Genomic DNA, 26,748 nt, shown 5'->3' with positions numbered 1-26,748 from the left:
CGTTATTTCCGGTCAGGCCTTGATCTGACCCCAAGCTTTAAGGATCTGAACCGTGATTGGACGTTTGCGCGGCACTCTGGCTGAGAAACAGCCGCCGCACCTGATTCTGGATGTGAACGGGCTGGGGTATGAGCTGGAAGTGCCCATGACCACCCTGTATCGCCTACCGTCGGTCGGTGAGCCGATAACGCTGCACACGCACTTGGTGGTGCGCGAGGATGCGCAACTCCTCTATGGTTTCATTGGCAAGCGCGACCGCGACTTCTTTCGCGAGCTGATCCGCCTCAATGGCGTGGGTCCGAAATTGGCCCTGGCGTTGATGTCGAGCCTGGAAGTTGATGAGCTGGTGCGTGCCGTTTCGGCCCAGGACACCTCGGCGCTGACCAAGGTGCCGGGCGTCGGCAAGAAGACCGCCGAGCGCCTGCTGGTGGAGCTCAAGGACCGTTTCAAGGCATGGGAAGTTGTACCCAGCATGTTTGCCCTGGTGCCGAATCAGCCAGATATGCCGGCGGGCCAAGTGGCCAGTGCCGAAAGCGATGCGGTCAGCGCGCTGATCTCCCTGGGCTACAAGCCGCAGGAAGCCAGCAAGGCCGTGTCGGCCATCAAGGACAAGAACCTGAGCAGTGAAGACATGATCCGCCGCGCCCTGAAGGGAATGATTTAAGTGATTGAAGCAGATCGTCTGATTGCGGCCACCGGCCCGCGAGACCGTGAAGAGGTCCAGGACCGGGCCATTCGCCCCCTGAGCCTGGCCGACTACATCGGCCAGCCCACCGTGCGCGAGCAGATGGAACTGTTTATCCAGGCTGCCCGGGGGCGCAGTGAGTCCCTGGACCACACGCTGATCTTCGGCCCGCCGGGTTTGGGTAAAACCACGCTGGCCAATATCATTGCCCAGGAAATGGGCGTGTCGATCAAGTCCACCTCGGGTCCGGTGTTGGAGCGTCCGGGTGACCTGGCAGCGCTGCTGACCAACCTTGAGCCGCATGACGTGCTGTTTATCGACGAGATCCACCGGCTTTCGCCGATCGTCGAAGAAGTGCTGTACCCGGCCATGGAAGACTTCCAGCTCGACATCATGATCGGCGAAGGCCCGGCGGCCCGTTCGATCAAGCTCGACCTGCCGCCATTCACCTTGGTAGGCGCGACCACCCGTGCCGGCATGCTGACCAACCCGCTGCGAGACCGTTTCGGCATTGTTCAACGTCTAGAGTTCTATAGCACCGCGGACCTGGCGACGATCGTCAGCCGTTCGGCGGGCATCCTGGGTTTACCGCTGGACCCGGAAGGCGCGTTTGAAATCGCCCGTCGGGCCCGTGGCACGCCGCGGATCGCCAACCGTTTGCTGCGTCGCGTGCGGGACTTTGCCGAAGTGCGTGCCAAGGGGCATATCACCAAGGCCGTGGCCGACCTGGCCTTGAACCTGCTGGACGTGGATGAGCATGGCTTCGATCACCAGGATCGACGTCTACTCTTGACCATGATCGAGAAGTTCGACGGTGGCCCGGTGGGTGTCGACAGCCTGGCGGCGGCCATCAGCGAAGAGCGCCACACCATTGAAGACGTGCTGGAGCCGTACCTGATCCAGCAGGGCTACATCATGCGCACGCCAAGGGGGCGGGTGGTGACGCGGCACGCCTATCTGCACTTTGGGTTAAACATTCCGTCACGATTGGGCGAGATGCCTGTAGTAGACGAATTCCTCGATGCAGTGGACGATTAAAACCTTCACGCCAGACGATTTATCCGAGGTTTGTGCTGTCCTAGTGGCTGGTGTCGTCTTTCAGTCAGTAGAAATATTCTTCAGGATGAAGAGTGATAATGAAAAAACAGTTGCGGGCCGGATTGGCAACCTGAGGAGTAAGCACTAGAGTATGCGCGCGCAAAACGGGGATCAGTCGTTCGCACATCGCTGTCGCGTTTATTACGAGGACACCGATGCCGGCGGCATCGTGTATTACGTCAATTACCTCAAGTTCATGGAGCGGGCTCGAACCGAGCGGCTACGGGAGCTGGGCTTTGCCCAATCCCAGCTGGCAGGGGAGGACCTGTTGTTCGTCGTGCACTCCAGCGAGGCGCGGTATCACGCGCCGGCGCGGCTGGACGACGAGCTGTTGGTCAGCGCTGAAGTAATCGAATTGAACCGTGTCAGCCTGCGTTTCAAGCAGCAGGTCAGGCGGGCAACGGATGCAACGCTGCTCTGTGAGGGGCAGTTCCTGGTGGCCTGTGTGCGCACCAATAGTTTGAAACCCCGGGCCATTCCCGAAGCTCTACGTGCGGCCTTTGCCGACGTAAGCGGCGCGGGTAAACAATCAAAGCAGGAGATTTAGCGTGGAACCTACCGTCGTCGACCATTCCTCCATGTGGAGCCTGGTCAGCAATGCCAGTGTTGTGGTTCAACTGGTCATGCTGACCCTGGTAGCCGCATCGGTTACCTCTTGGGTCATGATTTTTCAGCGCAGCAACCTGCTGCGTGCCGGTCGACGTGCCCTGGAGAGCTTTGAAGAGCGCTTCTGGTCGGGTATCGACCTGTCCAAGCTGTACCGCCAGGCCGGCAGCAACCCGGACCCTGATTCGGGCGTAGAGCAGATCTTCCGTGCCGGCTTCAAGGAATTCTCCCGTCTGCGCCAGCAGCCAGGCGTTGACCCTGAAGCGGTCATGGAAGGCGTGGCCCGCGCCATGCGCGTCGCCATTTCCCGCGAAGAAGAAAAGCTTGAGCAAAGCCTGCCGTTCCTCGCCACCGTAGGTTCCGTCAGCCCGTACATTGGTCTGTTCGGTACCGTCTGGGGGATCATGAACTCTTTCCGCGGCCTGGCTCAGGCCCAGCAAGCGACCCTGGCCACCGTGGCCCCGGGTATCGCCGAAGCCCTGATCGCTACGGCGATCGGCTTGTTTGCCGCTATCCCCGCAGTAATCGCCTACAACCGCTTCGCTGCCACCAGCGAAACGTTGATCGGCCGTTACTACACCTTCGCCGATGAGTTCCAGGCGATCCTGCACCGTAAAGTGCACACCAGCGAAGAATAAGCAGGTAATTCCCAATGGCTTTAATCGCTCGAGCTCGCAAAAAGCGCAAGCCGGTCGCCGAGATGAACGTAGTGCCTTACATCGACGTGATGCTGGTGCTGCTGGTTATCTTCATGGTGACCGCGCCGATGCTCAACCAGGGCGTGAAGGTTGATCTGCCCAAGGTTTCCAGTGAAGCCTTGCCGCAAGACAACAACACTCAAGTCCTGACCATTTCGATCAAGGCTGACAAGACCTATTACTGGAACCTTGGCAGCGAAGTCGACACGCAGAAGCAGCAAGACAAGGCCCTGACCTTGCCCGCGATGACCGATGCCGTGACCAAGATCATTCGCTCCGGCAACGAAGGCGGCAAGCACACCCAGGTGTTCATCCGTGGCGACAAATCGGTCGACTACGGCTCTGTCATGGGCGCCATGGGCGGGCTGCAGAAGGCCGGCGTGGGTAACGTTGGCTTGATTACCGAGGCGCCCTGATGCAGCAACAGCGAGAGCCGTCCGCCTCGGAAAGCTTCTTCTGGCCTAGCGTCTGGGCGATTGCCCTGCACGTCCTGGTGTTTGGCATGCTGTTCGTCAGCTTTGCCATGACCCCGGACCTGCCGCCAGCCAAGCCGATCGTGCAGGCGACCCTGTATCAGCTGAAATCGAAAAGCCAGGCCACCACCCAGACCAATCAGAAGATTGCGGGTGAGGCCCAGAAGTCGGCTGCGCGCCAGACTGAAGTCGAACAGATGGAACAGAAGAAGGTCGAGCAGGAAGCGGTGAAAGCTGCTGCGGAACAAAAGAAAGAAGAGGCGGCTCAAAAGGCCGAGGAATCGAAAAAGGCAGACGAAGCCAAGAAGGCCGACGAGGCGAAAAAGGCTGATGAAGCCAAAAAGTCCGAGAAGGCTGCCGAAGCTAAAAAAGCCGAAGAGAAACAATTGGCTGATATAGCCAAGAAGAAATCTGAAGAAGAAGCCAAGAAAGCTGCTGAAGAAGAGGCCAAGAAAAAGGCCGCTGAAGACGCCAAGAAGAAAATAGTCGAAGACGCGAAGAAGAAAGCCGCCGAAGACGCCAAGAAAAAAGCTGAAGCAGACGAGGCGAAGAAGAAAATCGCCGACGACGCGAAGAAGAAAGCTGCCGCCGACGCCACCAAGAAAAAGGCCCAGGAAGCAGCGCGTAAATCCGCCGAAGAGAAAAAGGCCCAGGCCTTGGCAGATTTGCTTTCCGACACGCCTCAGCGTCAGCAAGCCTTGGCCGATGAGCAGGGCGATGATGTCGCGGGCAGTTTCGACGACCTGATTCGGGCGCGGGCAGCAGAGGGTTGGACACGTCCACCTTCGGCGCGTAAAGGCATGACAGTAGTGCTGCAGATCGGCATGTTGCCGGACGGTACGGTGACTTCGGTCAGCGTGGCCAAGTCCAGTGGTGACGGTTCGTTCGACAGTTCGGCGGTTGCCGCGGTCAAGAACATTGGCCGGTTGACCGAGATGCAGGGAATGAAACCAAGCGACTTCGCTCCCTATCGTTCATTCAAGATGACATTCACACCTGAGGATCTAGCCTTGTGAGAAACCTTCTTCGAGGAATGCTTGTCGTTATTTGCTGTATGGCAGGGATAGCGGCGGCGGATGAAAAGAACATCCTGGTCACCAGCGGTAGCGATCGGGCCACTCCGATCGCCGTTGTACCGTTTGGCTGGCAGGGCGGCAGCGTGCTGCCGGACGACATGGCCCAGATCGTCAGCGACGACCTGCGCAACTCCGGCTACTACGCGCCGATTCCGAAAGGCAACATGATCAGTCAGCCGAACCAGGCCAGCGAAGTCGTGTTCCGTGACTGGAAAGCGGTGGGTGCGCAGTACCTGATGGTCGGCAACATCACGCCGGCCGGCGGTCGCCTGCAAATCCAATACACCTTGTTCAACGTGGCCACCGAGCAGCAGGTCTTGACCGGCAGCGTGTCGGGCACCGCCGAACAACTGCGGGACATGGCTCACTACATCTCGGACCAGTCGTTTGAGAAGCTCACCGGTATCAAGGGTGCTTTCTCGACGCGTCTGCTGTACGTGACCGCTGAACGTTTTTCCGTAGACAACACTCGTTACACATTGCAGCGCTCGGATTACGACGGTGCACGGGCTGTGACCTTGCTGCAATCGCGTGAGCCAATCCTGTCGCCGCGCTTTGCGCCGGACGGCAAGCGTATTGCCTATGTGTCTTTCGAGCAGCGTCGTCCGCGTATCTTCGTCCAGCACATTGATACTGGCCGTCGTGAGCAGATCACCAACTTCGAAGGCCTCAACGGTGCGCCAGCCTGGTCGCCGGATGGTTCGCGCCTGGCATTCGTGCTGTCCAAGGACGGCAACCCGGACATCTACGTGATGAACATGGCTTCGCGCCAGATCTCCCGCGTAACCAGCGGCCCGGGTATCAATACCGAACCGTTCTGGGGCAAGGATGGTTCGACCATCTACTTCACCTCTGACCGAGGCGGCAAGCCGCAGGTCTATAAGGCGAACGTGAATGGCGGTGGTGCGGAGCGTGTTACTTTTATCGGTAACTACAACGCCAACCCTAAGCTTTCGGCTGATGAAAAGACGTTGGTGATGATTCACCGTCAGGATGGTTTCACTAATTTCCGGGTTGCGGCCCAGGATTTGCAGCGCGGAACCGTAAAAATCCTCACAGATACCAACCTTGATGAGTCAGCCACTGTTGCGCCCAACGGCACCATGGTAATCTACGCCACCCGCCAGCAGGGCCGGGGAGTCTTGATGCTCGTGTCCATTAATGGACGCGTAAGGCTCCCGCTTCCTACCGCACAAGGCGAAGTCAGAGAACCATCCTGGTCCCCTTACCTGAACTGACGCGGCGCTACAAAAAAAGATTTGCTTAACACACTGGGGTTCATTAGGAGTTTCACGATGGAAATGCTGAAGTTTGGTAAGTTTGCTGCTCTGGCTCTGGCTCTGTCCGTAGCCGTTGGTTGCTCGTCTAAAGGCGGCGACAATGCCGGTGAAGGCGCAGCTGTTGATCCAAACGCTGGTTACGGCGCTAACACTGGTGCAGTTGACGGCTCCCTGAGCGAAGAAGCTGCTCTGCGCGCTATCACCACTTTCTACTTCGAATACGACAGTTCGGACCTGAAACCAGAAGCCATGCGCGCTCTGGACGTTCACGCGAAGGACCTGAAAGCTAACGGCGCTCGCGTTGTTCTGGAAGGTAACACTGACGCCCGTGGTACTCGTGAGTACAACATGGCACTGGGCGAGCGTCGTGCGAAAGCCGTTCAGCGCTACCTGGTACTGCAAGGTGTTGCTCCAGGCCAACTGGAACTGGTTTCCTACGGTAAAGAGCGTCCAGTTGCAACTGGCAACGACGAACAGTCGTGGGCTCAAAACCGTCGCGTCGAACTGCGTAAGTAATTCGTCATGCGAACGTGCCGTCGTGCTCTAACTGTATTGGCTCTCAGTCTCGCACCGCTCGCGGTGTGGGCTGCGGTTCCTGTGGAAGATAGCAACTCTGGCTATAACAATAGCGGGAGCAGTTATCCGCCAGCGGGTTATGGCACGAACGGCGCCTATGCTGGGGGGGCGGCTACGTCCGCCCCCTCCGCACAGGGCGAACTGTTCAACCAGCTGCAACGCATGCAGGATCAACTGGCGCAGCAACAAGGCGCGATTGAAGTTCTGCAGAACCAAGTGAACCAGCTGAAGCAAGAAGGCCTGGAGCGATACCAGGATCTTGATCGACGCATTGGAGCCGGCGTTACACCTGCCGCAACTCCTGATAATTCTTCTGCCGGTGGCGCGCCCAGTGCCGCTGCCGGTGGTGCAGCAGCGGGGGCTGCGGCGGCAAGCCAAGCCCCTGCCGCGAGCAGCGAACCGGGTGATCCGGCGAAGGAAAAACTGTATTACGATGCAGCCTTCGACCTGATCAAAGCCAAGGATTTCGATAAGGCCAGCCAGGCATTTACCGCTTTCCTGCGTAAATACCCGAACAGCCAGTACGCGGGCAACGCCCAATACTGGTTGGGCGAGGTCAACCTGGCAAAGGGTGATCTGCAGGGGGCAGGCCAGGCATTTGCCAAGGTCAGCCAGCTGTACCCCAAGCACGCCAAGGTGCCGGACTCGCTGTATAAACTCGCTGACGTAGAACGCCGCCTGGGTCATACCGACAAGGTCAAAGGCATTCTGCAGCAGGTTGTGGCCCAATATCCGGGTACCTCGGCTGCCCAGTTGGCCCAACGGGACCTGCAGCGCTTGTAAGCGAAGCAGCCCGTTTAGAAGAAACCCGCGCCTGGCGCGGGTTTTTTCGTTAGAATCCACGCCCTTTTATGAAACACGCTTTTTGGGGCCTGCGCGTTGGCGGGGTCCCTTAAAGTGCCTGACGGAGGCGGACAGCCTGTTTAGCTGTTACGCCCGTGGCGACTATGCAAGACACATTACGTATTACCGAAGTTTTTTACTCGTTGCAGGGTGAAACGCGAACGGCCGGCCTGCCCACAGTCTTTGTGCGCCTCACCGGTTGCCCCTTGCGTTGCCAGTACTGCGACAGCGCCTACGCCTTCAGTGGCGGCACCGTGCGCACCCTCGATGACATCCTGGAGCAGGTGGCCGGCTACAAGCCGCGCTACGTCTGCGTAACCGGCGGTGAACCGCTGGCCCAGCCCAACGCCATTCCATTGCTCAAGCAGCTGTGTGACGCCGGCTACGAGGTTTCCCTGGAGACCAGTGGTGCGCTGGATATCTCGGCAGTCGATCCCCGTGTAAGCCGCGTGGTCGACCTCAAGACCCCAGGCTCCAAGGAAGCGCACCGTAACCGCTACGAGAACATCGAGCTGCTGACGGCCAACGATCAGGTCAAGTTTGTCATCTGTTCGCGCGATGACTACGACTGGGCGAACTCCAAGCTGATTCAATACGGGTTGGACCGACGCGCCGGCGAAGTGCTGTTCTCGCCAAGCCACCATGACTTGAACGCCCGTGACCTCGCCGATTGGGTGGTTGCGGACAATCTACCGGTGCGCCTGCAATTGCAGTTGCATAAATACCTTTGGAACGACGAGCCAGGACGCTGATATGACTGAACACACCATGGAACAAAAAAGCGCGGTAATCCTGCTCTCCGGCGGCCTCGACTCCGCTACGGTGGTGGCTATGGCGCAAGCGCAGGGCTACAGCTGCTACACCATGAGTTTCGACTACGGCCAACGTCACCGTGCCGAGCTGAACGCCGCCGCCCGTGTCGCCCGTGACATGGGCGTGGTGGAGCACAAGGTGATCGGCCTGAACCTCAAAGGCATCGGCGGCTCCGCGCTGACCGACAGCAGCATCGACGTGCCAGAAGCCCCCAGCGAAGGCATACCGGTGACTTATGTGCCGGCACGCAACACCGTGTTCCTGTCCCTGGCCCTTGGCTGGGCGGAAGTGCTCAACGCTCGAGACATCTTTATCGGCGTCAACGCGGTGGATTACTCCGGCTACCCGGACTGCCGCCCTGAATTCGTCGAGTCGTTCGAACGCATGGCCAACCTGGCCACAAAGGCCGGTGTAGAAGGGCAAGGCTTCCGCATCCTGGCGCCACTGCAAAACCTGAGCAAGGCCGATATCGTGAAGGCTGGCGTAGGACTTGGCGTCGATTACTCGCTGACTGTTTCCTGCTACCAGGCAGACGATGACGGCCGTGCTTGTGGGAAATGCGACAGCTGCCGACTGCGTGCAGAAGGCTTCCAAGCCGCCGGAATTGCTGACCCAACGCGTTATTTCTGATTTATTTCAAATAAGGTGTTGAATAATCCTTAGAAATCAGTATTATACGCGCCACCACACAGCGGGTCGTTAGCTCAGTTGGTAGAGCAGTTGGCTTTTAACCAATTGGTCGTAGGTTCGAATCCCACACGACCCACCATTTTTGGCGGTTTAGAAAATCCGGAAGGCCCACGCAAGTGAGGATTTCCGGGTTTTTTTTTGCCTGTTTGAAAACACAGCGAGCCCCAGGCCAACGAAAGCCTGGGGTTTTTTTGTATCTGCGCGAAGCTGCCGTTGTCGCCAAAACCCATGGGTCACAATCGGGTCTTAAGGTCATTGCTGGAGACAAAAATACGGCCAAAGTCTTTGAAATCCATAGGATTGTCCGACAATTTCGCGAATGAAAAACTCTTCATAAAACACCCGCTCGAACGTTGGTAGCTTCCTCATCGCTGCCCCATCATTCGAGTCCTAATAATGAATAACAAAACTCTTAAAGGCGCCTTGGCGCTTGCCGTTTCCCTGGCCTCAACCCAGCTGTTCGCCGGTGGTTTCGCATTAAATGAACAAAGCATCAGTTCAATGGGTACGGGCTACGCTGGTCGCTCCTCTTCGGCCGAGGACGCGAGTACGGTGTTCGGCAACCCCGCCGGCATGTCCCGCTTGAAGAAGAACGAAGTCAGCCTCGGCGCGACCTACCTTGATGCCAAAACCGATATCAAAGACGCCAGTTCCTCGCAGTTCGGTGCCAACAACCCAGGCACCAACAAAGGCGACATGGTGCCCGGCATTGCCGTGCCGATGGGCTACTTGGTCACGCCCATCGATGAGCACTGGGCGTTCGGCCTGGGCATCTACGCGCCGTTCGGCCTGGTGACCGACTATGAGCACAGCTTCCAGGGCAATGCTTTTGGCAGTAAGAGCAAGGTGTCGGTCATCACCGTGCAGCCAACGGTCAGCTACGCCTTCAACGACAAAGTGTCGGTGGGCTTTGGCCCGACTTTCAACCGCATCGACGGCGAGCTGGATTCCAACGTGCCCCTGGGTGGTGGCGCCAGCGAAAGCGTGAAGGTCAAGGGTAACGACAACGCCGCGGGGTTCAACGCCGGTATCCTCGTGCAGCCTCTCGACAACACGCGCATCGGGGTGACCTACCACTCGCAGGTGGTGTATCACCTCAGCGGCAAGACCCATGCGTCCGGCCTGATTTCCGATACCTTTGACGGTGGGCCGCAGAAGTATGACGCCAGCCTGGACCTGACAACCCCTTCGTCGGTGGATTTCTCGGTCACCCAGCAACTGAATGACGACTGGACCCTCTACCTCGGCAGCACGTACACGCGTTGGAGTCAGTTGAAGAAGATCACCATCAACAACGACGGTGTGTCCGGCCTCACCGCTCAATTCGGCGGCCTGGGTTCGATCACCGAGCAACAGCACTGGCATGACACCTGGTCCCACGCCATCGGCGCGGCCTATCGGGTCAACAAAGAACTGGTGCTGCGGACCGGTTTTTCGGTGGACCAGACGCCGACCAACAACACTGACCGATCCGTGCGGATTCCGACGGGTGATCGCACGGTTTTCAGCCTGGGCGCGGGCTGGACGCCAGTCGACAACCTGACCTTCGATGTGGCGTATTCCTACCTCAAGGAAGAGCCGATCAAGGTGCGGCAGAACCTTTCCCAGGTAGGCCTCACCTACGATGCCAAGTATGAAAATAGCGCCGATGGCTTTGGTGGGTCGGTGACTTACCGCTTCTGATGTTCGCGCAACGCACAGCGTCGGTTGTAAAAACGGGAAACCCCAGCCTTGGGGTTTCCCGTTTTTTTACAACCGACGGATGCACCCGCGAATGCCAGATTAGGCTTTTGAAACCATTGGATATTCTGTAGCCTTGCGCAGCTTCATCGCTAACCGTGCTTGATGAACACAATCACTTCGTCCGGCGGCGCCCGAAGGGCTCCAGAGCCGGTGGTACACTCGACTTTCGCGCAACGGCGCCTGCAGGTCTTGCGAACATGACGCAAATTTCCGAACGCCTTCTGGTTCAAGCTCACCTCGACGCCAAGCAGCCCAAGGCGCTCAGCGCCGATGAAGAGGCTGGCCTGCGTACCGCCATCGCCGCTGAGCTCAAAGCGCAAGACGCGGTGCTGGTTGCCCACTTCTACTGCGACCCGGTTATCCAGGCCCTGGCCGAAGAAACCGGCGGCTGTGTCTCCGACTCCTTGGAAATGGCCCGCTTCGGCGCCGCCCACCCGGCCAAGACCGTGTTGGTTGCCGGTGTGCGTTTCATGGGCGAGACCGCCAAGATCCTCACACCCGAAAAACGCATCCTCATGCCCACCCTGGAAGCCACCTGCTCCCTGGACCTGGGTTGCCCGGTGGAGGAGTTCTCGGCGTTCTGCGACCAGCACCCCGAACGCACCGTGGTGGTGTATGCCAACACTTCGGCGGCAGTCAAAGCCCGGGCGGATTGGGTGGTGACGTCGAGCTGCGCGCTGGAAATCGTCGAAAGCCTGATGGACAACGGTGAAACCATCATTTGGGGACCTGACAAGCACCTGGGTACCTACATCCAGCGCCAGACCGGTGCCGATATGCTGTTGTGGGACGGCGCCTGCATCGTCCACGAAGAGTTCAAGTCCAAGCAGTTGGAAGACATGAAGGCGCTGTACCCGGACGCAGCCATTCTGGTGCACCCTGAGTCGCCGACTGCGGTGATCGAACTCGCGGATGCCGTGGGCTCGACCAGCCAACTGATTGCGGCTGCCCAGCGCCTGCCAAACAAGACCTTTATCGTCGCCACCGACCGCGGCATCTTCTACAAGATGCAGCAGCTGTGCCCGGACAAGGTCTTCGTCGAAGCGCCTACCGCCGGCAACGGGGCTGCGTGCCGTAGTTGCGCGCATTGCCCGTGGATGGCGATGAACACGCTGGAGCGCACGCTGCAGTGCCTGCGTGAGGGCACTAACGAGATCTTCGTCGAGCCGTCCGTGATCCCGCAGGCGGTGCGCCCGCTCAAGCGCATGCTGGATTTCACCCAGGCCGCACGCCTTAAACTCGCCGGCAACGCCTGACTCAAGGCGGGCTCAGTAAAAAATGTGGGAGGGGGTTTGCTCCCGATAACGGAGTGTCAGTCAGCTCATCTGCAACTGATACCCTGCTATCGGGAGCAAGCCCCCTCCCACATGTTGATTTCCACTCGTCAGGGCGTTATTTCTTCTGCTTAGGAATCCGCACCAACTGCGTATCCGAATAGATGTCATGCCAGCTGCGTTTGCGCTTATCAAACAGCGACCAGATAAACCCCAGCCCCACGCACAACCACGACGCGATCGCCACCACAAAGCGCAACAGCGCCTGCCACAGGCTGATCCGCGAGCCGTCCGCGTTCTGCACGCGCACGCCCCACACCTGCATCCCCAGGGTCTGGCCGGAATGGGTCCAGAACTTGGCAAAGAAGCCAAACAGCACAAACAACAGAATCGTCGACAGCAACGGGTCGCCGTCCAGCGCGCCGGATTCGGTGAGGGTGCGCATCTTGGCCTCGCCTACAAACGCGATCCAGACCAGCTTGTAGATAAACGCAGTGACAATCAGCAGGGCGGTGCACAACAGGAAGTCATAGAATATCGCTGCCAGGCGACGGCCCAGGCCAACGGCGGGGAACTCGCCTTGGGGGCTCAGCAGGGGTTTCGGCATGGCAGGGCTCTCTTATGAAAAAAGCCATTTTACGAGCAAACGCGCATAAAAAAGCCCCTGATGTCAGCATCAGGGGCTTTTTGTCGCAGGGAAGGATCAGGCTTCTGCGATTACTTCATCAGCCTGCATGCCTTTTTGACCCTGCACGGCAACGAAGGTCACCTTCTGGCCTTCTTTCAGGCTCTTGAAGCCGTTGCCTTGAATAGCGCGGAAATGCACGAACAGATCCGGACCGCTTTCTGGAGTGATAAAACCAAACCCTTTCTCGTCGTTAAACCACTTGACGGTACCGCTCTGACGTGTCGACATTTCTTCTTTCCTTTGACGCTAAAAATTAATGACAGCCCCTTTCGAATGAAAGAGTACTGGGCTGGGTTGCAGGAAAGTAAGAGACGTCGAACGGGTTGTAGCACAACTACTTCAGCTACTGCCCAGGTCCAGGTTCCAAGCGACCCATGCAAACACAGTGGTCAAACTCTACGCCAACTAACAGAGAAAAAACAAGTCCTGCCAAAAGCCCAGCTTTTGCTGGGGCTAATGACACTTGTATGAATGTTGTGGATCAGACTTATTCGATAGAGTTGGTCACTTGTTATAGGTTGAACCCTATAACAAAGACTATCGACAGTGCACTGTTTTATGGCGGTTGCGTTACAGATTAGTGCACGTTAACGCAACCGCGTTACTTATGGAAACAGTCAATCAGCCACGGAAGTAACGTTGCGGTACAAATGGCATTTTACTTACACGAAGTGGCACCTTTTTCCCACGCACCAACGCAGATACTTCGGTGTCCAGTGCGATGAATGCGCTGTCCAGATAACCCATTGCCAACGGGCCGCCGAGGGTCGGACCGAAACCACCGCTGCATACGCTGCCAATCACTGTGCCGTCGGCGTCGACGATCTCCGCGCCTTCGCGCACGGGCGTGCGCTCTTGTGGCAACAGCCCTACACGTTTCCGGCTCACACCGGCTTGCTGCTGGGTGAAGATCGTGTCGGCGCCCGGGAAGCCACCGGCACGTGCGCCATCGGCGCGACGGGCCTTGGAGATCGCCCACAGCAGGCTGGCTTCGATCGGCGTGGTGTCGGTGTTCATGTCGTGGCCGTACAGGCACAGGCCCGCTTCCAGGCGCAACGAATCGCGGGCGCCCAGGCCGATGGCCTGCACTTCGGTCTCGGCCAGCAGGCTGCGGGCGAGGCTTTCGGCGTTGGCGGCCGGTACTGAGATTTCGAAGCCGTCTTCACCGGTGTAGCCCGAACGGCTGACGTAGCAGTCCACGCCCAGCAGGCGCAGGGAGGCGAACTGCATAAACGTCATCTGGGTGACTTCCGGTGCCAGGCGGGCCAGCACCTTGACCGCCGCCGGGCCTTGCAGCGCCAGCAAGGCGCGCTCTTCAAACAACGGCTCGATGCTGCACTGGTCGCCGATATGCTGACGCAGGTGCGCCAGATCCTGGTCCTTGCAGGCGGCGTTGACCACCAGGAACAGTTCGTCGTTGCCCAGGTTCGCCACCATCAGGTCGTCGAGAATGCCGCCCTGAGCGTTGGTGAACATCGCATAGCGCTGCATGCCTACCGGCAGGTCGATGATGTCGACCGGCACCAGGGTTTCCAGGGCCTTGGCGGCATTCGCGCCGGTCAGGCGGATCTGACCCATGTGGGACACGTCGAACAGCCCGGCCTGATCACGGGTGTGCAGGTGTTCCTTCATGACGCCCAGTGGGTATTGCACCGGCATGTCGTAGCCGGCGAAGGGCACCATGCGCGCGCCCAGTTCAATGTGCAGGGCGTGCAGAGGGGTTTTCAACAGGGTTTCGGTGGACATATTCAGCTCCTGAAAAACGTGCTGGCGCGCCGTTAGGCGTCAGCACTCGATAATGTTGACCGCCAAACCGCCACGGGCGGTTTCCTTGTATTTGCTTTTCATGTCGGCGCCGGTCTGGCGCATGGTGCGGATGACCTTGTCCAGCGAGACGAAGTGTTGCCCGTCGCCACGCAGCGCCATGCGCACCGCATTGATCGCCTTGACCGAGCCCATCGCATTGCGCTCGATGCAGGGCACCTGCACCAACCCGCCAATCGGGTCGCAGGTGAGGCCGAGGTTGTGTTCCATGCCGATTTCGGCGGCGTTTTCCACCTGGGAAACGCTGCCGCCCAAGACTTCGCACAGCGCGCCGGCGGCCATGGAGCAGGCCACGCCGACTTCACCCTGGCAGCCGACTTCGGCACCCGAGATCGACGCGTTTTCCTTGTACAGAATGCCGATGGCGGCGGCGGTGAGCAGGAAGCGCACCACGCCGTCTTCGTTCGCGCCGGGGATAAAGCGCATGTAGTAATGCAGCACCGCCGGCACAATCCCGGCCGCACCGTTGGTGGGCGCCGTGACCACGCGCCCGCCGTTGGCGTTTTCTTCGTTCACCGCCAGCGCGTACAGATTGACCCAATCCAGCACCGACAGTGGGTCGCGCAGCGCCGATTCCGGGTGCTTGCACAGCTGGCGATGCAACGCCGCAGCGCGACGCTTGACCTTCAGGCCGCCAGGCAGAATCCCTTCATTGCGACAGCCGGCGTCCACGCAGTCCTGCATCACTTGCCAGATCTTCAGCAGGCCGGCGCGGGTTTCCGCTTCCGGGCGCCAGGCGCTTTCATTGGTCAGCATCACCTGGCTGATGGACAGCCCGTAAGTGGTGCAATGGCCCAGCAAGTCCTTGGCGTGCTTGAAGGGAAAGGTCAATGGCGTGGCGTCTTCGACAATCCGGTCGGCGCCGGCGGCGTCTTCATCCACCACAAAACCGCCGCCCACCGAGTAGTACTCGCGGCTGCGGATCTGGATATTGGCGGCGTCGAAGGCGCGGAAAATCATGCCGTTGGGATGATAGGCGAGGGGTTTGCGAATCATCGCCAAGTGTTCTTTCTCGCTGAACGCGATGCTCTGTTCGCCGAGTAAATTCAGGCGGCCGTCCTTGCGCATCTGCGCCAGGCGCGTTGCCACGGTTTCGGTATTCACGGTGTCCGGGTGTTCGCCTTCCAGCCCAAGCAGTACGGCCTTGTCGCTGCCGTGGCCTTTGCCGGTGGCGCCGAGCGAGCCGTAGAGTTCCACCTTGATGGCGGTGGTGGTGCTCAGCAGGCTGTCACGCTTGAGGCCCTCGACGAATCGGGCGGCGGCGCGCATCGGGCCCACGGTGTGGGAACTGGAGGGGCCGATGCCAATCTTGAACAGGTCGAACACGCTTAAAGACATGAGTTGTTCTCCGGTTTCTTATTATTTATCGAGTGCACTCGGTCCAATTGTGGGAGGGGGCTTGCCCCCGATGAAAGTGTGCCAGTCAGCTCATCTGTCTCTGACTCACCGCTATCGGGGGCAAGCCCCCTCCCACATTTGTACCCAGTACATCCTTAAGTTATGCGTAGCTCTCGATCGACGGGCACGCACACACGAGGTTGCGATCGCCAAACACGTTGTCGACCCGGCCCACCGGCGGCCAGTACTTGCCTTCGATCAATGAAGCTACCGGGTATACCGCCTGTTCACGGCTGTACGGGTGCGACCACTCACCGACCAATTCAGCGGCGGTGTGCGGGGCGTTCTTCAGTGGGTTGTCGTCCTTGTCCAGAGTGCCGTTTTCCACCGCGCGGATTTCTTCGCGGATGGCGATCATGGCGTCGCAGAAGCGGTCCAGTTCTTCCTTGGATTCACTTTCGGTCGGCTCGATCATCAACGTGCCGGCAACCGGGAACGACATGGTCGGCGCGTGGAAGCCGAAGTCGATCAGGCGCTTGGCCACGTCATCTACGCTGATGCCGCTGCTGTCTTTGAGTGGGCGCAGGTCGAGGATGCATTCGTGCGCCACCAGGCCGTTGCTGCCGGTGTACAGCACGGGGTAGTGCTCTTCCAGGCGACGGGAAATGTAGTTGGCATTCAGGATCGCCAGCTGCGAAGCGCGCTTGAGCCCCGCGCCGCCCATCATGCTGATGTACATCCAGGTGATCGGCAGGATGCTCGCGCTGCCGAACGGCGCTGCGCATACCGCGCCTTCCTTGCGTTCCATGGCGGCGTGGCCCGGCAGGAATGGCGTGAGGTGCGACTTGACGCCAATCGGGCCAACGCCCGGGCCGCCACCGCCGTGAGGAATGCAGAAGGTCTTGTGCAGGTTCAGGTGGGACACGTCGCCGCCGAACTTGCCCGGTGCGCAGAGGCCGACCATGGCGTTCATGTTGGCGCCGTCGATGTACACCTGGCCACCGTTGTCGTGAATGATGCCGCAGATTTCGCGGATACCTTCTTCGAACACGCCGTGGGTGGACGGGTAGGTGATCATCAGCGCGGCGAGGTGATCGCGGTGCTCGATGGCCTTGGCGCGCAGGTCTTCGATATCGACGTTGCCACGCGCATCGCAAGCGGTCACCACCACACGCATGCCCGCCATGTTGGCGGTGGCCGGGTTGGTGCCGTGGGCCGACGACGGGATCAGGCAGATGTCGCGACGTTCTTCGCCACGGCTCTGGTGATAGGCACGAATGGCCAAGAGGCCTGCGTACTCGCCCTGGGAACCGGCGTTCGGTTGCAACGAGATCGCGTCGTAACCGGTGGCCGCGCAGAGCATGGCTTCCAGGTCCGAGGTCAGTTGCAGGTAGCCGGCGCTTTGTTCGGCCGGAGCGAACGGGTGCAGGGCACCGAACTCGGCCCAGGTCACCGGGATCATTTCGCTGGCGGCGTTGAGCTTCATGGTGCACGAGCCCAGCGGAATCATGGTGCGGTCCAGCGCCAGGTCTTTGTCGGCCAGCTTGCGCAGGTAACGCATCAGCTCGGTTTCGGAGTGATAGCGGTTGAACACCGGGTGGCTGAGGATCGGCGACTGGCGCAGCAGCGCTGCCGGCAGGGTGCTGTCCACGTTGGCCGCGAAGTCAGGCAAGGCCTTGCCGTCGGCAAAGATCGCCCACAGGGTTTCAATGTCGGCCTGTGTGGTGGTTTCGTCCACCGACACACCCAGACGCTCAGCGTCCACGACACGCAGGTTGATGCGCTGGGCGCGGGCCTTGTCGTGCAGGGTGGCGGTGTTGGCACCGGTGTTGAGGGTGAGGGTGTCGAAGAAGTGTTCCTGTTCGACCTTCTGGCCCAGGGCGGTCAAGCCCTTGGCCAGGATCGCGGTCAGCTGGTGAATGCGCTGGGCGATCTGCGTCAGGCCTTTGGGGCCGTGGTACACGGCGTACATGCTGGCGATGTTGGCCAGCAGCACTTGGGCGGTGCAGATGTTGCTGGTGGCTTTCTCGCGACGGATATGTTGCTCGCGGGTCTGCATGGCCAGGCGCAGGGCCGGCTTGCCGAAACGGTCCACGGAGACACCGACCAGACGGCCCGGCATGTCGCGCTTGAACGCATCCTTGGTGGAGAAGTACGCCGCGTGCGGGCCACCAAAGCCCAGCGGCACGCCGAAGCGTTGCGCGCTGCCGATGGCCACGTCGGCACCGAACTCACCCGGCGGGGTCAGCAGGGTCAGGGCCAGCAGGTCGGCGGCCACGGCGACCAAGGCGTTGGAAGCGTGGAAACGCTCAGTCAGCGCGCGGTAGTCGAACACGTCACCGTTACTGGCCGGGTATTGCAGCAGGGCGCCGAAGAAGGCGCTGACGTCGGTCAGTTCACGCTCATCGCCCACCACCACATCAATACCCAGTGGCTCGGCACGGGTGCGCAGCACGTCGAGGGTTTGCGGGTGGCTGTGGACCGAGGCGAAGAAGGCATTGCTGCCCTTGTTCTTGCTCAGGCGCTTGCAGAAGGTCATGGCTTCGGCGGCGGCGGTGGCTTCGTCAAGCAGCGAGGCGTTGGCGATCGGCAGGCCGGTGAGGTCGCTGATCAGGGTCTGGAAGTTCAGCAACGCTTCCAGGCGGCCTTGGGAAATTTCTGGCTGGTACGGGGTGTAGGCGGTGTACCAGGCCGGGTTTTCCAGCAGGTTGCGCAGGATCGGCGACGGCGTGTGGCAGTTGTAGTAGCCCTGGCCGATGTAGGTCTTGAACAGTTGGTTCTGGCCGGCGATGGCCTTGATCTTGGCCAGGGCCTCGGCTTCGCTCAGGCCGTCTTCCAGGCCGAGCACGCTGGTGCCCTTGATGCTTTCCGGGATCACGCTGGCGCTCAGGGCTTCCAGGGAGTCAAAGCCCAGGCTGGCGAGCATGTGTTGCTCGTCTTCCTGGCGCGGGCCGATGTGGCGGGCGATGAATTCGTTGGCGGTAGTCAGATTAACGGTCATGGCGCGCTCCTCAAGCTTCAGCGTTGGCTTTGATCAGGCGGTCGTACGCATCCTGATCCAACAGCTTAGCCACTGCACTGGCATCAGCCGGTTTAAAGCGGAAGAACCAACCTTCGCCCATCGGGTCTTCGTTGACCAGCTCCGGGCTGCCATCGAGTTTGTCGTTCACTTCGAGCACTTCACCGTCCAACGGCATGTACACACCGCTGGCGGCCTTGACCGATTCCACGGTGGACGCTTCAGCGCCCTTGTCGTAGGCCTGCAACTCCGGCAGTTGCACGAAAACCACATCACCCAGCGCGTTCTGCGCAAAAGCGGTGATACCCACGGTGACGCTGCCGTCAGCTTCGGCGCGCAGCCATTCGTGATCTTCAGTGAAACGCAACTCGCTCATGGAAACTCCTCGGGGCCAGATTCGTCTGGTGGACGGGATTGGAATAATGGGGAGTTGCTTAGCAATATCGCGGCCAAGGTTATTAAGTCTTTATAAATCAGTGAGTTATAAAAAATGGCTATGACGAGATGACGGTTGGCTGTAGCGATTTCGCTACACACGTGCGCGTGAAAAAAAGCCTATGTGGATCAAAGCCTTGCATGGCGCGCAAAAAACAGGGTTGTAGCGATATCGTTACGCTGTAGCGCTTTCAGTACAGCCGATGTCGTTCTCAGACCAAAACCTGGCAGGCGGTCGATGTTTGGAATGTGCTCATGCTGGAGGGGGCTTGCCCCGATGGCGGTGTATCAGCTACAGATTAGCTGACTGAGACACTGCCATCGGGAGCAAGCCCCCTCCCACATTTGATCTCAATCCACCCACCCAGCCAGTCAGGGCTTGTTGGGAATGCCGTACTTGCGCAGGCGATGAGCAATCGCCGTGTGGGAGGTCTGCAGCCGGCTGGCCAGTTGGCGGGTCGAGGGGTAGCTGGTGTAGAGCTTTTCCAGCAGGCTGCGTTCGAAATCTTCCATGGCCTGTTCCAGGCTGTCGACTTCGCCGTCGCCCTGGCGCGCCACCGAGGTGCCGGCGATGTCGAGGTCGCCGATGTCGACCAGGCTGCTTTCGCAGATGGCGGCGGCGCGGAAGATCACGTTCTGCAGTTGCCGAACGTTGCCCGGCCAGCGGTTGCCGAGCAGCGCCGGGTAAGTACCGGGCGCCAGGCGGCACACCGGGCGCTGGATCTGTGCGCAGGCCTGCTGCATGAAGTAGCGGGCGAGCAGCAGGATGTCCTGGCCGCGTTCGCGCAACGGCGGCACTTCAACGTTGAGCACATTGAGGCGGTAGAACAGGTCTTCGCGGAAGGTGCCCTCGCTGACCATTTTTTCCAGGTCACGGTGGGTGGCGCTGAGGATGCGCACATTGACCTTCACTTCACGGTCGCCGCCGACGCGACGGAAGCTGCCGTCATTGAGAAAACGCAGCAGCTTGGCCTGCAAGTACGGCGACATCTCGCCGATCTCATCGAGGAACACCGTGCCTTGGTTGGCCAACTCCATCAGCCCTGGCTTGCCACCGCGTTGCGCGCCGGTAAAGGCGCCCGGTGCATAACCGAACAGCTCGCTCTCGGCGAGGTTCTCCGGCAGCGCCGCGCAGTTCAAGGCCAGGAACGGCGCGCTGTGGCGTGCACTGATGGCGTGGCAGGCACGCGCGACCAATTCCTTGCCGGTGCCGGTTTCGCCTTGGATCAACAGCGGTGCATCCAACGCTGCCACTCGCTGCGCGCGCGCCTTGAGGGTGCGGATGACCGGGGACTCGCCGAGCAGCGCGTCAAAGCCTTCGGCATGGTCGTGGTGCAACGCCGAGAGTTGTTCGCCAATGCGATTGGGTTGATAGAGCGTCAGCAGCGCGCCGGCGTCGGTAATCGGCGTGGCGTCCAGCAACAGCGTCTGGCCGTTGACGCTGATCTCTCGCAACGGCAAGCGAAAGCCTTGTTCCAACAAGGTCTCCAGCAGGACCGGATCATTGAACAGCTCGCTGATGCTTTCCCCGGCCGGTTCGCGACCGTACAGAGCGATCAACGCCGGGTTGGCCAGCAGGATCTTGCCCGCGCTGTCCAGCGCCAGCACCGGGTCGGTCATGGCGGCCAGCAGGGCGTCGAGTTGCAGGTGGCGGCGTTGGCCGGGGAGGATGTCCACCACCGTGACCGCCTGCACGCCGTGCACGCTGAACAGCGCGTCACGCAGTTCTTCGAGGACGTCGGCGCTCAGGGTCGGCGCGTCGATATAGACGTTGGGCGGCACCATCTCCACCGCATCCAGGTTGAGATTGCGCCCACCGAGCAAGGCCAGGACTTCCTGGGTAATGCCGACGCGGTCGATGAAGCTGACGTGGATACGCATGGGGCTGCTGACAATTCTGGGACGCGAGAGGCAGCAAGTATGCCTTGCAGAGGGTGGAGATCAAAATGTGGGAGGGGGCTTGCTGTGGCGAGGGAGCTTGCTCCCGTCCGACAGCGAAGCTGGAGTCGGCTATTTGGGGCGCTGCGCACCCCAACGGGAGCAAGCTCCCTCGCCACAAAAGCCCCCTCCCACATTTGAAGCCAGGTTGTGCCAGTTATTCCAAGTGTTCAGGTTTGATGGGGTCACCCGATTTCACATCCAACTGATGCCGCACATCTTCGAACATCTGGTCGTACTGCTTGTGCATCGAGCCATTGAGTACCGCAATCTTCGGCATCCCATACTTCTGCGCGATGTTCATCGCATACCGGGCAAAGTCGAATGCCTGGTCCTTGGGCAAGAAGAACTCTTCCTTGAGGTCCTTGCCCTGCACCGAGCCATGCAGCTTGAACAGCATGCCCTTGCCTTCCTTGGGGTCCTGGCTGACTTCGTAATCGATACACAGGTTGTAGCTGTAGTCATCCTTGTTCAGAGCGTGACGTTCAACGTGCAGGTGACCCGGTTCAAAGGTGGCCATAGGCGTATCTCCTCTACTTCACAGATAGGTGATGCCAGGTGTTGCCGTGCTGATGCGCGTGCCGGCGCTGCCCTGGACGATGGCTTCGATGTCCGAGAGTGAACCGATGACGGCGGTTTTGCCAGTCTGGCGGGCGAACTCACAGGCGGCTTGGACCTTGGGGCCCATGGAGCCGGCGGCGAAGCCGAGTTTTTCCAGGTCGTCGGGGTGGGCCTGGCCGATGGCTTTCTGGGTCGGCTTACCGTAGTCGATAAACGCGGCGTTGACGTCGGTGGCGATCACCAGCAGATCGGCGCCCAGTTGCGCGGCCAGCAAGGAGGAGCACAGGTCCTTGTCGATCACCGCTTCGATGCCTTTGAGCTTACCGTCGTCGCCATACATCGTCGGGATGCCACCACCGCCGGCGCAGATCACAATGGCGTTTTTTTCCAGCAGCCACTTGATCGGGCGAATTTCAAAGATGCGTTTGGGCCGTGGGCTGGCGACCACGCGGCGGTACTTGTCACCATCCGGTGCAATCGCCCAGCCTTTTTCGGCGGCGAGTTTTTCCGCTTCGGCTTTGGAGTACACCGGGCCGATGGGTTTGGTCGGGTTCTGGAAGGCCGGGTCCTTGGCGTCGACTTCGACCTGGGTGAGCAGGGTGGCGAAGGGCACTTCGAAGTCCAGCAGGTTGCCCAGTTCCTGTTCGATGATGTAGCCGATCATGCCTTCGGTCTCGGCGCCGAGCACGTCCAGCGGGTAAGGCGACACCTGGGTGTAGGCCGCCGCCTGCAACGACAGCAGGCCGACTTGCGGGCCATTGCCGTGGGCGATCACCAGCTCGTTGCCGGCATGGATCTTGGCGATCTGTTCGGTGGCGATGCGGATATTGGCGCGTTGGTTGTCCGCCGTCATGGGTTCACCACGGCGGAGCAGGGCGTTGCCGCCCAGGGCTACGACGATGCGCATAATGCAATCCTTCTAGAATTCATCGTTGTGAACACCGGACCCATTGTGGGAGGGGGTTTGCTCCCGATGGCGGTGTGTCAGGCGATAGATTTGTACCTGAACCACCGCCATCGGGAGCAAGCCCCCTCCCACATTGAGTGCGTTCCGGCATTAAAATTTAGATATCCGCCAACGCCGACACCAGAATCGCCTTGATGGTATGCATGCGGTTTTCCGCCTGCTCAAACGCGATATTGGCCGGCGATTCGAACACTTCCTCGGTCACTTCCACGCCATTGGCCAGGTTCGGATAACGCGCGGCGATGTCCTTGCCCACCTTGGTTTCGCTGTTGTGGAAGGCCGGCAGGCAGTGCATGAACTTCACCCGAGGGTTGCCCGAAGCTTTCATCATCTTGGCGTTGACCTGGTACGGCAGCAGTTGCTCGATGCGCTCATCCCACGCTTCCACCGGCTCACCCATGGACACCCAGATATCGGTGTGGATGAAGTCCACGCCCTTGACCGCTTCCTTCGGGTCTTCGGTGATGGTGATACGCGCGCCGCTTTCCTCGGCGAACGCCTGGCATTGCTTGATGAAATCCTCGTGCGGCCACAGGGCTTTCGGTGCGCCGATGCGCACGTCCATGCCCAGCTTGGCGCCGATCATCAGCAGTGAGTTGCCCATGTTGTAGCGCGCATCGCCCAGGTAGGCGTAGCTGATGTCATGCAGCGGTTTGTCGCTGTGCTCGCGCATGGTCAGGGTGTCGGCGATCATTTGGGTCGGGTGGAATTCGGCGGTGAGGCCGTTGAACACCGGCACGCCGGCGAACTTGGCCAGCTCTTCGACGATTTCCTGTTCGAAGCCACGGTATTCGATGGCGTCGAACATCCGGCCCAGTACGCGGGCGGTGTCTTTCATGCTTTCTTTGTGGCCGATCTGCGACGACACCGGGTCGATGTAGGTGACGTGGGCGCCCTGGTCATGGGCCGCCACTTCGAAGGCGCAGCGGGTGCGGGTCGAGGTTTTTTCGAAGATCAGCGCGATGTTTTTGCCCTGCAGGTGCGGACGCTCGGTGCCGGTGTATTTGGCGCGCTTGAGGTCGCGGGACAGGTCCAGCAGGTAGTTCAGCTCGCGGGTGGTGTGGTGCATCAGCGAGAGCAGGCTGCGGTTGCGCATGTTGAAAGCCATGATGGATCTCCTTCTGTTTAGGTTATCCCCTTGGCCGGCGCCTTATGGGCGACGGCCAAGGCCTGGAAATTAATAGTCGATAGGGTCGCGGATGATCGGGCAGGTCATGCAGTGACCGCCGCCGCGGCCACGCCCGAGTTCACCGGCGCTGATGGTGATCACTTCCACGCCCGCCTTGCGCAGCAGGGTGTTGGTGTAGGTGTTGCGGTCGTAGCCGATCACCACGCCAGGCTCCACGGCCACCACGTTGTTGCCGTCGTCCCATTGCTCGCGTTCGGCGGCGAAGCTGTTGCCGCCGGTCTCGACCACGCGCAGCGCCTTGAGGTTGAGGGCTGCGGCGACGGTGTCGAGGAAGTTGGTTTTCTCCCGTTGGATGTCGATGCCGTGTGGCTTGCTGTCATCTGGGCGCAGGGTGAAGGGCACGATCTGGTTGACCACTTCAGGGAAGACGGTGACCAGGTCGCGGTCGCAGAAGCTGAACACCGTGTCCAGGTGCATCGCTGCGCGGGATTTCGGCAGGCCGGCCACGATCACGCGCTCCACGGCTTTGTTCTTGAACAGGTTGCGCGCCAGTTGGCCGATGGCCTGGTGGGACGAGCGCTCGCCCATGCCGATCAACACCACGCCATTGCCAATTGGCATGACGTCGCCGCCTTCCAGCGTGGCGGCACCGTGTTCCTGGTCGGGATCGCCGTACCAGATCTGGAAGTCCGCGTGGGTGAACTCCGGGTGGAATTTGTAGATGGCGCTGGCCAGCAGGGTTTCCTGGCGTCGCGCCGGCCAGTACATCGGGTTGAGCGTCACACCGCCGTAGATCCAGCAGGTGGTGTCGCGGGTGAACTGGGTGTTGGGCAGCGGCGGCAGAATGAAACTGGCGTGGCCGAGGAAGTCGCGGAACATCTCGATGGTCTTGCCACCGAAGCTGCTTGGCAGGTCATCGGCCGACACGCCACCGATCAGGAACTCGGCGATCTTGCGCGGCTCCAGGCTGCGCAGCCACGAACTGACTTCCTCGACCAGGCCCAGGCCTACGGTGTTGGAGGTGATCTTGCGCTCCAGGATCCAGTCCAGGGCTTCGGGGATGGCGACGATGTCGGTGAGCAGGTTGTGCATTTCCAGCACATCAATGTCCCGCTCGCGCATCTTGGTGACGAAGTCGAAGTGGTCGCGCTTGGCCTGGGCCACCCACAGCACGTCATCGAACAGCAGTTCATCGCAGTTATTGGGGGTCAGCCGCTGATGGGCCAAACCTGGGGAGCACACCATGACTTTGCGCAGTTTGCCGGCTTCGGAATGTACGCCGTACTTCACTTTTTCCGTGGTCATTACAGATCCTCCAGTGAGACACAATTACAAGGTCAGGAAGCCGTCGTAGAGGCCATAAGCAGCCACCAGGGCGCCTGCGACCACTGCAGCGAAAATCAGCTTCTCGACGTTGGTGAAAATCGGTTTGCCCAGTTCACGCTTGGCCTTGGCGAACAGGATCGCGCCGGGGGCGTAGAGCAGGGCCGAAAGCAGCAGGTATTTGGTGCCGCCGGCATAGAGCAGCCAGACCGCGTAGATCAGCGCGACGGCGCCGATGAACAGGTCCTTCTTGCGCTCGGCCAGGGCGGTTTCGTAGGTTTCGCCGCGCACCGCCAGCAGCAGGGCGTAGGCCGCCGACCACAGGTAAGGCACCAGGATCATCGAGGTGGCGAGGTAGATCAGCGACAGGTAAGTGCTGGCGGAAAACAGCGTGATCACCAGGAAAATCTGGACCATCGCGTTGGTCAGCCACAGCGCGTTGACCGGTACGTGGTTGGCGTTTTCCTTGCGCAGGAACTCCGGCATGGTGTGGTCCTTGGCGGCGGCGAACATGATCTCCGCACACAGCAGCACCCACGACAGCAGCGCCCCCAGCAGCGAGATGATCAAGCCGACGCTGATCAGCACCGCGCCCCAGTGGCCCACCACATGCTCCAGCACGGCGGCCATCGACGGGTTCTGCAGCTTGGCCAGTTCCGGTTGGGTCATGATGCCCAGGGACAACACGTTCACCAGCATCAGGAACAGCAGCACGGTGATAAAACCGATGACGGTAGCCTTGCCGACGTCAGAGCGTTTTTCCGCACGGGACGAGAAGATGCTCGCGCCTTCGATGCCGATAAACACCCACACGGTGACCAGCATCATGTTGCGCACCTGGTTCATCACGCTGCCCAGGTCCGGGTTTTTCACGCCCCAGATGTCAGCGGTGAAGATATCCAGCTTGAACGCGAACACGGCGATCAGCACGAACAGCACCAGCGGCACCACTTTGGCGACGGTAGTCACCAGGTTGATGAACGCGGCTTCCTTGATGCCGCGCAGCACCAGGAAATGTACGGCCCACAGCAGCACCGAAGCACCGATCACCGCCGCCGGCGTATTGCCTTCGCCAAAGATCGGGAAGAAATAGCCGAGGGTGCTGAACAGCAACACGAAGTAGCCAACGTTGCCCAGCCACGCGCTGATCCAGTAGCCCCAGGCTGATGAAAAGCCCATGTAGTCGCCGAAACCAGCCTTGGCATAGGCGTACACCCCGCCGTCGAGGTCGGGCTTGCGGTTGGCGAGGGTCTGGAACACAAAGGCGAGGGTCAACATGCCGATGGCGGTAATCACCCAACCAATCAATACCGCACCGACATCGGCACTGGCGGCCATATTTTGCGGGAGTGAAAAGATCCCGCCGCCAATCATTGAGCCGACGACAAGTGCAACCAGTGCGCCCAATCGAAGTTTTCCGGGAGATTCAGACATCGCATAACTCCAATGCAGGAGAAGAGAGACCACAGAATAAATCCGTGCGCTAATCAAACAGCTGACTCAGATCACTTCATTGGCACATTCCATTGTGAATTAATGACTTAGGGTGGAAAGTCCAGGGCAATGGTTTTCCGCGCAAAGACGCTTTCCAGAGCGATCTCTGCGTGTTGATTAATCATTTAGTGCTGCGTATGGAGGATTTAAACTAGACCTTTTTCAGGAATGTGCAAA

General features: G+C 59.9%; 25 protein-coding genes and 1 tRNA gene. 14 read left to right on the top strand and 12 right to left on the bottom strand.

Annotated elements, in window-relative coordinates:
* Positions 1-52 precede the first annotated feature (52 nt).
* From ruvA to nadA, 14 genes are all read left to right on the top strand, one after another.
* Positions 53-664: a Holliday junction branch migration protein RuvA gene (ruvA, locus tag ACI512_RS28915; protein WP_003175802.1), complete on the top strand. Its 612-nt coding sequence runs from the start codon at positions 53-55 to the stop codon at positions 662-664.
* Positions 665-1,723, top strand: a complete 1,059-nt coding sequence (gene ruvB / locus ACI512_RS28910; RefSeq protein ID WP_015885611.1) for a Holliday junction branch migration DNA helicase RuvB — start codon at positions 665-667, stop codon at positions 1,721-1,723. It abuts the gene before it with no gap.
* A gap of 151 nt (positions 1,724-1,874) precedes the next feature.
* Positions 1,875-2,330 carry a tol-pal system-associated acyl-CoA thioesterase gene (ybgC, locus tag ACI512_RS28905; RefSeq protein WP_015885610.1) on the top strand — a complete coding sequence of 152 codons (456 nt, stop codon included), beginning with the start codon at positions 1,875-1,877 and terminating at the stop codon, positions 2,328-2,330.
* Between the two features lies 1 nt (position 2,331).
* Positions 2,332-3,027 (top strand): protein TolQ, encoded by a 696-nt coding sequence (gene tolQ / locus ACI512_RS28900; RefSeq protein ID WP_015885609.1) that lies wholly within the window; start codon positions 2,332-2,334, stop codon positions 3,025-3,027.
* Between the two features lie 23 nt (positions 3,028-3,050).
* The gene (tolR, locus tag ACI512_RS28895; RefSeq protein WP_161793227.1) at positions 3,051-3,503 is read left to right on the top strand and encodes a protein TolR; all 453 of its coding nucleotides are present in this window, start codon (positions 3,051-3,053) and stop codon (positions 3,501-3,503) included.
* Positions 3,503-4,576, top strand: coding sequence for a cell envelope integrity protein TolA (tolA, locus tag ACI512_RS28890; protein ID WP_015885608.1), 1,074 nt, complete (start codon positions 3,503-3,505; stop codon positions 4,574-4,576). The genes tolR and tolA overlap by 1 nt, the downstream gene beginning before the upstream one ends.
* Before the next feature lie 17 nt (positions 4,577-4,593).
* Complete coding sequence (gene tolB, locus ACI512_RS28885; protein WP_043205819.1) at positions 4,594-5,874, top strand: Tol-Pal system beta propeller repeat protein TolB; 1,281 nt, start codon at positions 4,594-4,596, stop codon at positions 5,872-5,874.
* Between the two features lie 57 nt (positions 5,875-5,931).
* Complete coding sequence (pal, locus tag ACI512_RS28880; protein ID WP_003193861.1) at positions 5,932-6,432, top strand: peptidoglycan-associated lipoprotein Pal; 501 nt, start codon at positions 5,932-5,934, stop codon at positions 6,430-6,432.
* Positions 6,433-6,438: 6 nt separating this feature from the next.
* Positions 6,439-7,275 carry a tol-pal system protein YbgF gene (gene ybgF / locus ACI512_RS28875; RefSeq protein ID WP_046035282.1) on the top strand — a complete coding sequence of 279 codons (837 nt, stop codon included), beginning with the start codon at positions 6,439-6,441 and terminating at the stop codon, positions 7,273-7,275.
* Between the two features lie 164 nt (positions 7,276-7,439).
* Positions 7,440-8,087: a 7-carboxy-7-deazaguanine synthase QueE gene (gene queE, locus ACI512_RS28870; protein ID WP_025854757.1), complete on the top strand. Its 648-nt coding sequence runs from the start codon at positions 7,440-7,442 to the stop codon at positions 8,085-8,087.
* Between the two features lie 16 nt (positions 8,088-8,103).
* Positions 8,104-8,778, top strand: a complete 675-nt coding sequence (gene queC / locus ACI512_RS28865; protein ID WP_405121920.1) for a 7-cyano-7-deazaguanine synthase QueC — start codon at positions 8,104-8,106, stop codon at positions 8,776-8,778.
* A 63-nt stretch (positions 8,779-8,841) separates the two neighbouring features.
* A tRNA-Lys gene (locus ACI512_RS28860) sits at positions 8,842-8,917 on the top strand.
* Between the two features lie 317 nt (positions 8,918-9,234).
* Positions 9,235-10,521 (top strand): OmpP1/FadL family transporter, encoded by a 1,287-nt coding sequence (locus tag ACI512_RS28855; protein ID WP_064054618.1) that lies wholly within the window; start codon positions 9,235-9,237, stop codon positions 10,519-10,521.
* A gap of 257 nt (positions 10,522-10,778) precedes the next feature.
* Positions 10,779-11,837 (top strand): quinolinate synthase NadA, encoded by a 1,059-nt coding sequence (gene nadA / locus ACI512_RS28850; RefSeq protein ID WP_015885602.1) that lies wholly within the window; start codon positions 10,779-10,781, stop codon positions 11,835-11,837.
* 136 nt (positions 11,838-11,973) lie between these two features.
* Here the strand turns inward: nadA and ACI512_RS28845 are convergent, their stop codons facing one another.
* The 12 genes from ACI512_RS28845 to arcD form a co-directional block, all read right to left on the bottom strand.
* Positions 11,974-12,462: an RDD family protein gene (locus ACI512_RS28845; protein WP_231807767.1), complete on the bottom strand. Its 489-nt coding sequence runs from the start codon at positions 12,460-12,462 to the stop codon at positions 11,974-11,976.
* 96 nt (positions 12,463-12,558) lie between these two features.
* On the bottom strand, positions 12,559-12,771 hold the full coding sequence (locus ACI512_RS28840) for a cold-shock protein (RefSeq protein ID WP_007951194.1): 213 nt from the start codon (positions 12,769-12,771) through the stop codon (positions 12,559-12,561).
* Positions 12,772-13,164: 393 nt separating this feature from the next.
* Positions 13,165-14,289, bottom strand: a complete 1,125-nt coding sequence (gene gcvT / locus ACI512_RS28835) for a glycine cleavage system aminomethyltransferase GcvT (protein WP_046035284.1) — start codon at positions 14,287-14,289, stop codon at positions 13,165-13,167.
* 39 nt (positions 14,290-14,328) lie between these two features.
* The gene (locus ACI512_RS28830) at positions 14,329-15,705 is read right to left on the bottom strand and encodes an L-serine ammonia-lyase (protein WP_236378976.1); all 1,377 of its coding nucleotides are present in this window, start codon (positions 15,703-15,705) and stop codon (positions 14,329-14,331) included.
* A 160-nt stretch (positions 15,706-15,865) separates the two neighbouring features.
* Complete coding sequence (gene gcvP / locus ACI512_RS28825; protein WP_046035285.1) at positions 15,866-18,706, bottom strand: aminomethyl-transferring glycine dehydrogenase; 2,841 nt, start codon at positions 18,704-18,706, stop codon at positions 15,866-15,868.
* 10 nt (positions 18,707-18,716) lie between these two features.
* A complete protein-coding gene (gene gcvH / locus ACI512_RS28820) occupies positions 18,717-19,100 on the bottom strand; it encodes a glycine cleavage system protein GcvH (protein ID WP_015885597.1) in 384 nt (127 codons plus the stop codon).
* Positions 19,101-19,531: 431 nt separating this feature from the next.
* Positions 19,532-21,040 carry a sigma-54-dependent transcriptional regulator gene (locus tag ACI512_RS28815; RefSeq protein WP_405121447.1) on the bottom strand — a complete coding sequence of 503 codons (1,509 nt, stop codon included), beginning with the start codon at positions 21,038-21,040 and terminating at the stop codon, positions 19,532-19,534.
* Between the two features lie 214 nt (positions 21,041-21,254).
* Positions 21,255-21,617 (bottom strand): DUF5064 family protein, encoded by a 363-nt coding sequence (locus ACI512_RS28810; RefSeq protein ID WP_236383737.1) that lies wholly within the window; start codon positions 21,615-21,617, stop codon positions 21,255-21,257.
* Positions 21,618-21,635: 18 nt separating this feature from the next.
* On the bottom strand, positions 21,636-22,565 hold the full coding sequence (gene arcC, locus ACI512_RS28805; RefSeq protein ID WP_064053728.1) for a carbamate kinase: 930 nt from the start codon (positions 22,563-22,565) through the stop codon (positions 21,636-21,638).
* A gap of 157 nt (positions 22,566-22,722) precedes the next feature.
* A complete protein-coding gene (locus tag ACI512_RS28800; RefSeq protein WP_015885593.1) occupies positions 22,723-23,733 on the bottom strand; it encodes an ornithine carbamoyltransferase in 1,011 nt (336 codons plus the stop codon).
* A 69-nt stretch (positions 23,734-23,802) separates the two neighbouring features.
* Positions 23,803-25,059 carry an arginine deiminase gene (arcA, locus tag ACI512_RS28795; RefSeq protein ID WP_093543191.1) on the bottom strand — a complete coding sequence of 419 codons (1,257 nt, stop codon included), beginning with the start codon at positions 25,057-25,059 and terminating at the stop codon, positions 23,803-23,805.
* A gap of 24 nt (positions 25,060-25,083) precedes the next feature.
* Positions 25,084-26,511, bottom strand: coding sequence for an arginine-ornithine antiporter (gene arcD, locus ACI512_RS28790; protein ID WP_043205814.1), 1,428 nt, complete (start codon positions 26,509-26,511; stop codon positions 25,084-25,086).
* Positions 26,512-26,748 lie beyond the last annotated feature (237 nt).

Origin of the sequence: Pseudomonas petroselini, assembly GCF_045037875.1 — a bacterium.
In the GTDB taxonomy this organism is placed as follows: Bacteria; Pseudomonadota; Gammaproteobacteria; order Pseudomonadales; family Pseudomonadaceae; genus Aquipseudomonas; species Aquipseudomonas petroselini.
This window is presented reverse-complemented; position numbering and strand designations above follow the sequence as displayed.

Bases quoted from the DNA above. Each gene is read 5' to 3' on its own strand.
- ybgC (WP_015885610.1), top strand. From the start codon at position 1,875: ATGCGCGCGCAAAACGGGGATCAGTCGTTCGCACATCGCTGTCGCGTT.
- tolA (WP_015885608.1), top strand. From the start codon at position 3,503: ATGCAGCAACAGCGAGAGCCGTCCGCCTCGGAAAGCTTCTTCTGGCCT.
- tolB (WP_043205819.1), top strand. From the start codon at position 4,594: ATGCTTGTCGTTATTTGCTGTATGGCAGGGATAGCGGCGGCGGATGAA.
- pal (WP_003193861.1), top strand. From the start codon at position 5,932: ATGGAAATGCTGAAGTTTGGTAAGTTTGCTGCTCTGGCTCTGGCTCTG.
- ybgF (WP_046035282.1), top strand. From the start codon at position 6,439: ATGCGAACGTGCCGTCGTGCTCTAACTGTATTGGCTCTCAGTCTCGCA.
- queE (WP_025854757.1), top strand. From the start codon at position 7,440: ATGCAAGACACATTACGTATTACCGAAGTTTTTTACTCGTTGCAGGGT.
- queC (WP_405121920.1), top strand. From the start codon at position 8,104: ATGGAACAAAAAAGCGCGGTAATCCTGCTCTCCGGCGGCCTCGACTCC.
- ACI512_RS28855 (WP_064054618.1), top strand. From the start codon at position 9,235: ATGAATAACAAAACTCTTAAAGGCGCCTTGGCGCTTGCCGTTTCCCTG.
- nadA (WP_015885602.1), top strand. From the start codon at position 10,779: ATGACGCAAATTTCCGAACGCCTTCTGGTTCAAGCTCACCTCGACGCC.
- ACI512_RS28845 (WP_231807767.1), bottom strand. From the start codon at position 12,462: ATGCCGAAACCCCTGCTGAGCCCCCAAGGCGAGTTCCCCGCCGTTGGC.
- ACI512_RS28840 (WP_007951194.1), bottom strand. From the start codon at position 12,771: ATGTCGACACGTCAGAGCGGTACCGTCAAGTGGTTTAACGACGAGAAA.
- gcvT (WP_046035284.1), bottom strand. From the start codon at position 14,289: ATGTCCACCGAAACCCTGTTGAAAACCCCTCTGCACGCCCTGCACATT.
- ACI512_RS28830 (WP_236378976.1), bottom strand. From the start codon at position 15,705: ATGTCTTTAAGCGTGTTCGACCTGTTCAAGATTGGCATCGGCCCCTCC.
- gcvP (WP_046035285.1), bottom strand. From the start codon at position 18,706: ATGACCGTTAATCTGACTACCGCCAACGAATTCATCGCCCGCCACATC.
- gcvH (WP_015885597.1), bottom strand. From the start codon at position 19,100: ATGAGCGAGTTGCGTTTCACTGAAGATCACGAATGGCTGCGCGCCGAA.
- ACI512_RS28815 (WP_405121447.1), bottom strand. From the start codon at position 21,040: ATGCGTATCCACGTCAGCTTCATCGACCGCGTCGGCATTACCCAGGAA.
- ACI512_RS28810 (WP_236383737.1), bottom strand. From the start codon at position 21,617: ATGGCCACCTTTGAACCGGGTCACCTGCACGTTGAACGTCACGCTCTG.
- arcC (WP_064053728.1), bottom strand. From the start codon at position 22,565: ATGCGCATCGTCGTAGCCCTGGGCGGCAACGCCCTGCTCCGCCGTGGT.
- ACI512_RS28800 (WP_015885593.1), bottom strand. From the start codon at position 23,733: ATGGCTTTCAACATGCGCAACCGCAGCCTGCTCTCGCTGATGCACCAC.
- arcA (WP_093543191.1), bottom strand. From the start codon at position 25,059: ATGACCACGGAAAAAGTGAAGTACGGCGTACATTCCGAAGCCGGCAAA.
- arcD (WP_043205814.1), bottom strand. From the start codon at position 26,511: ATGTCTGAATCTCCCGGAAAACTTCGATTGGGCGCACTGGTTGCACTT.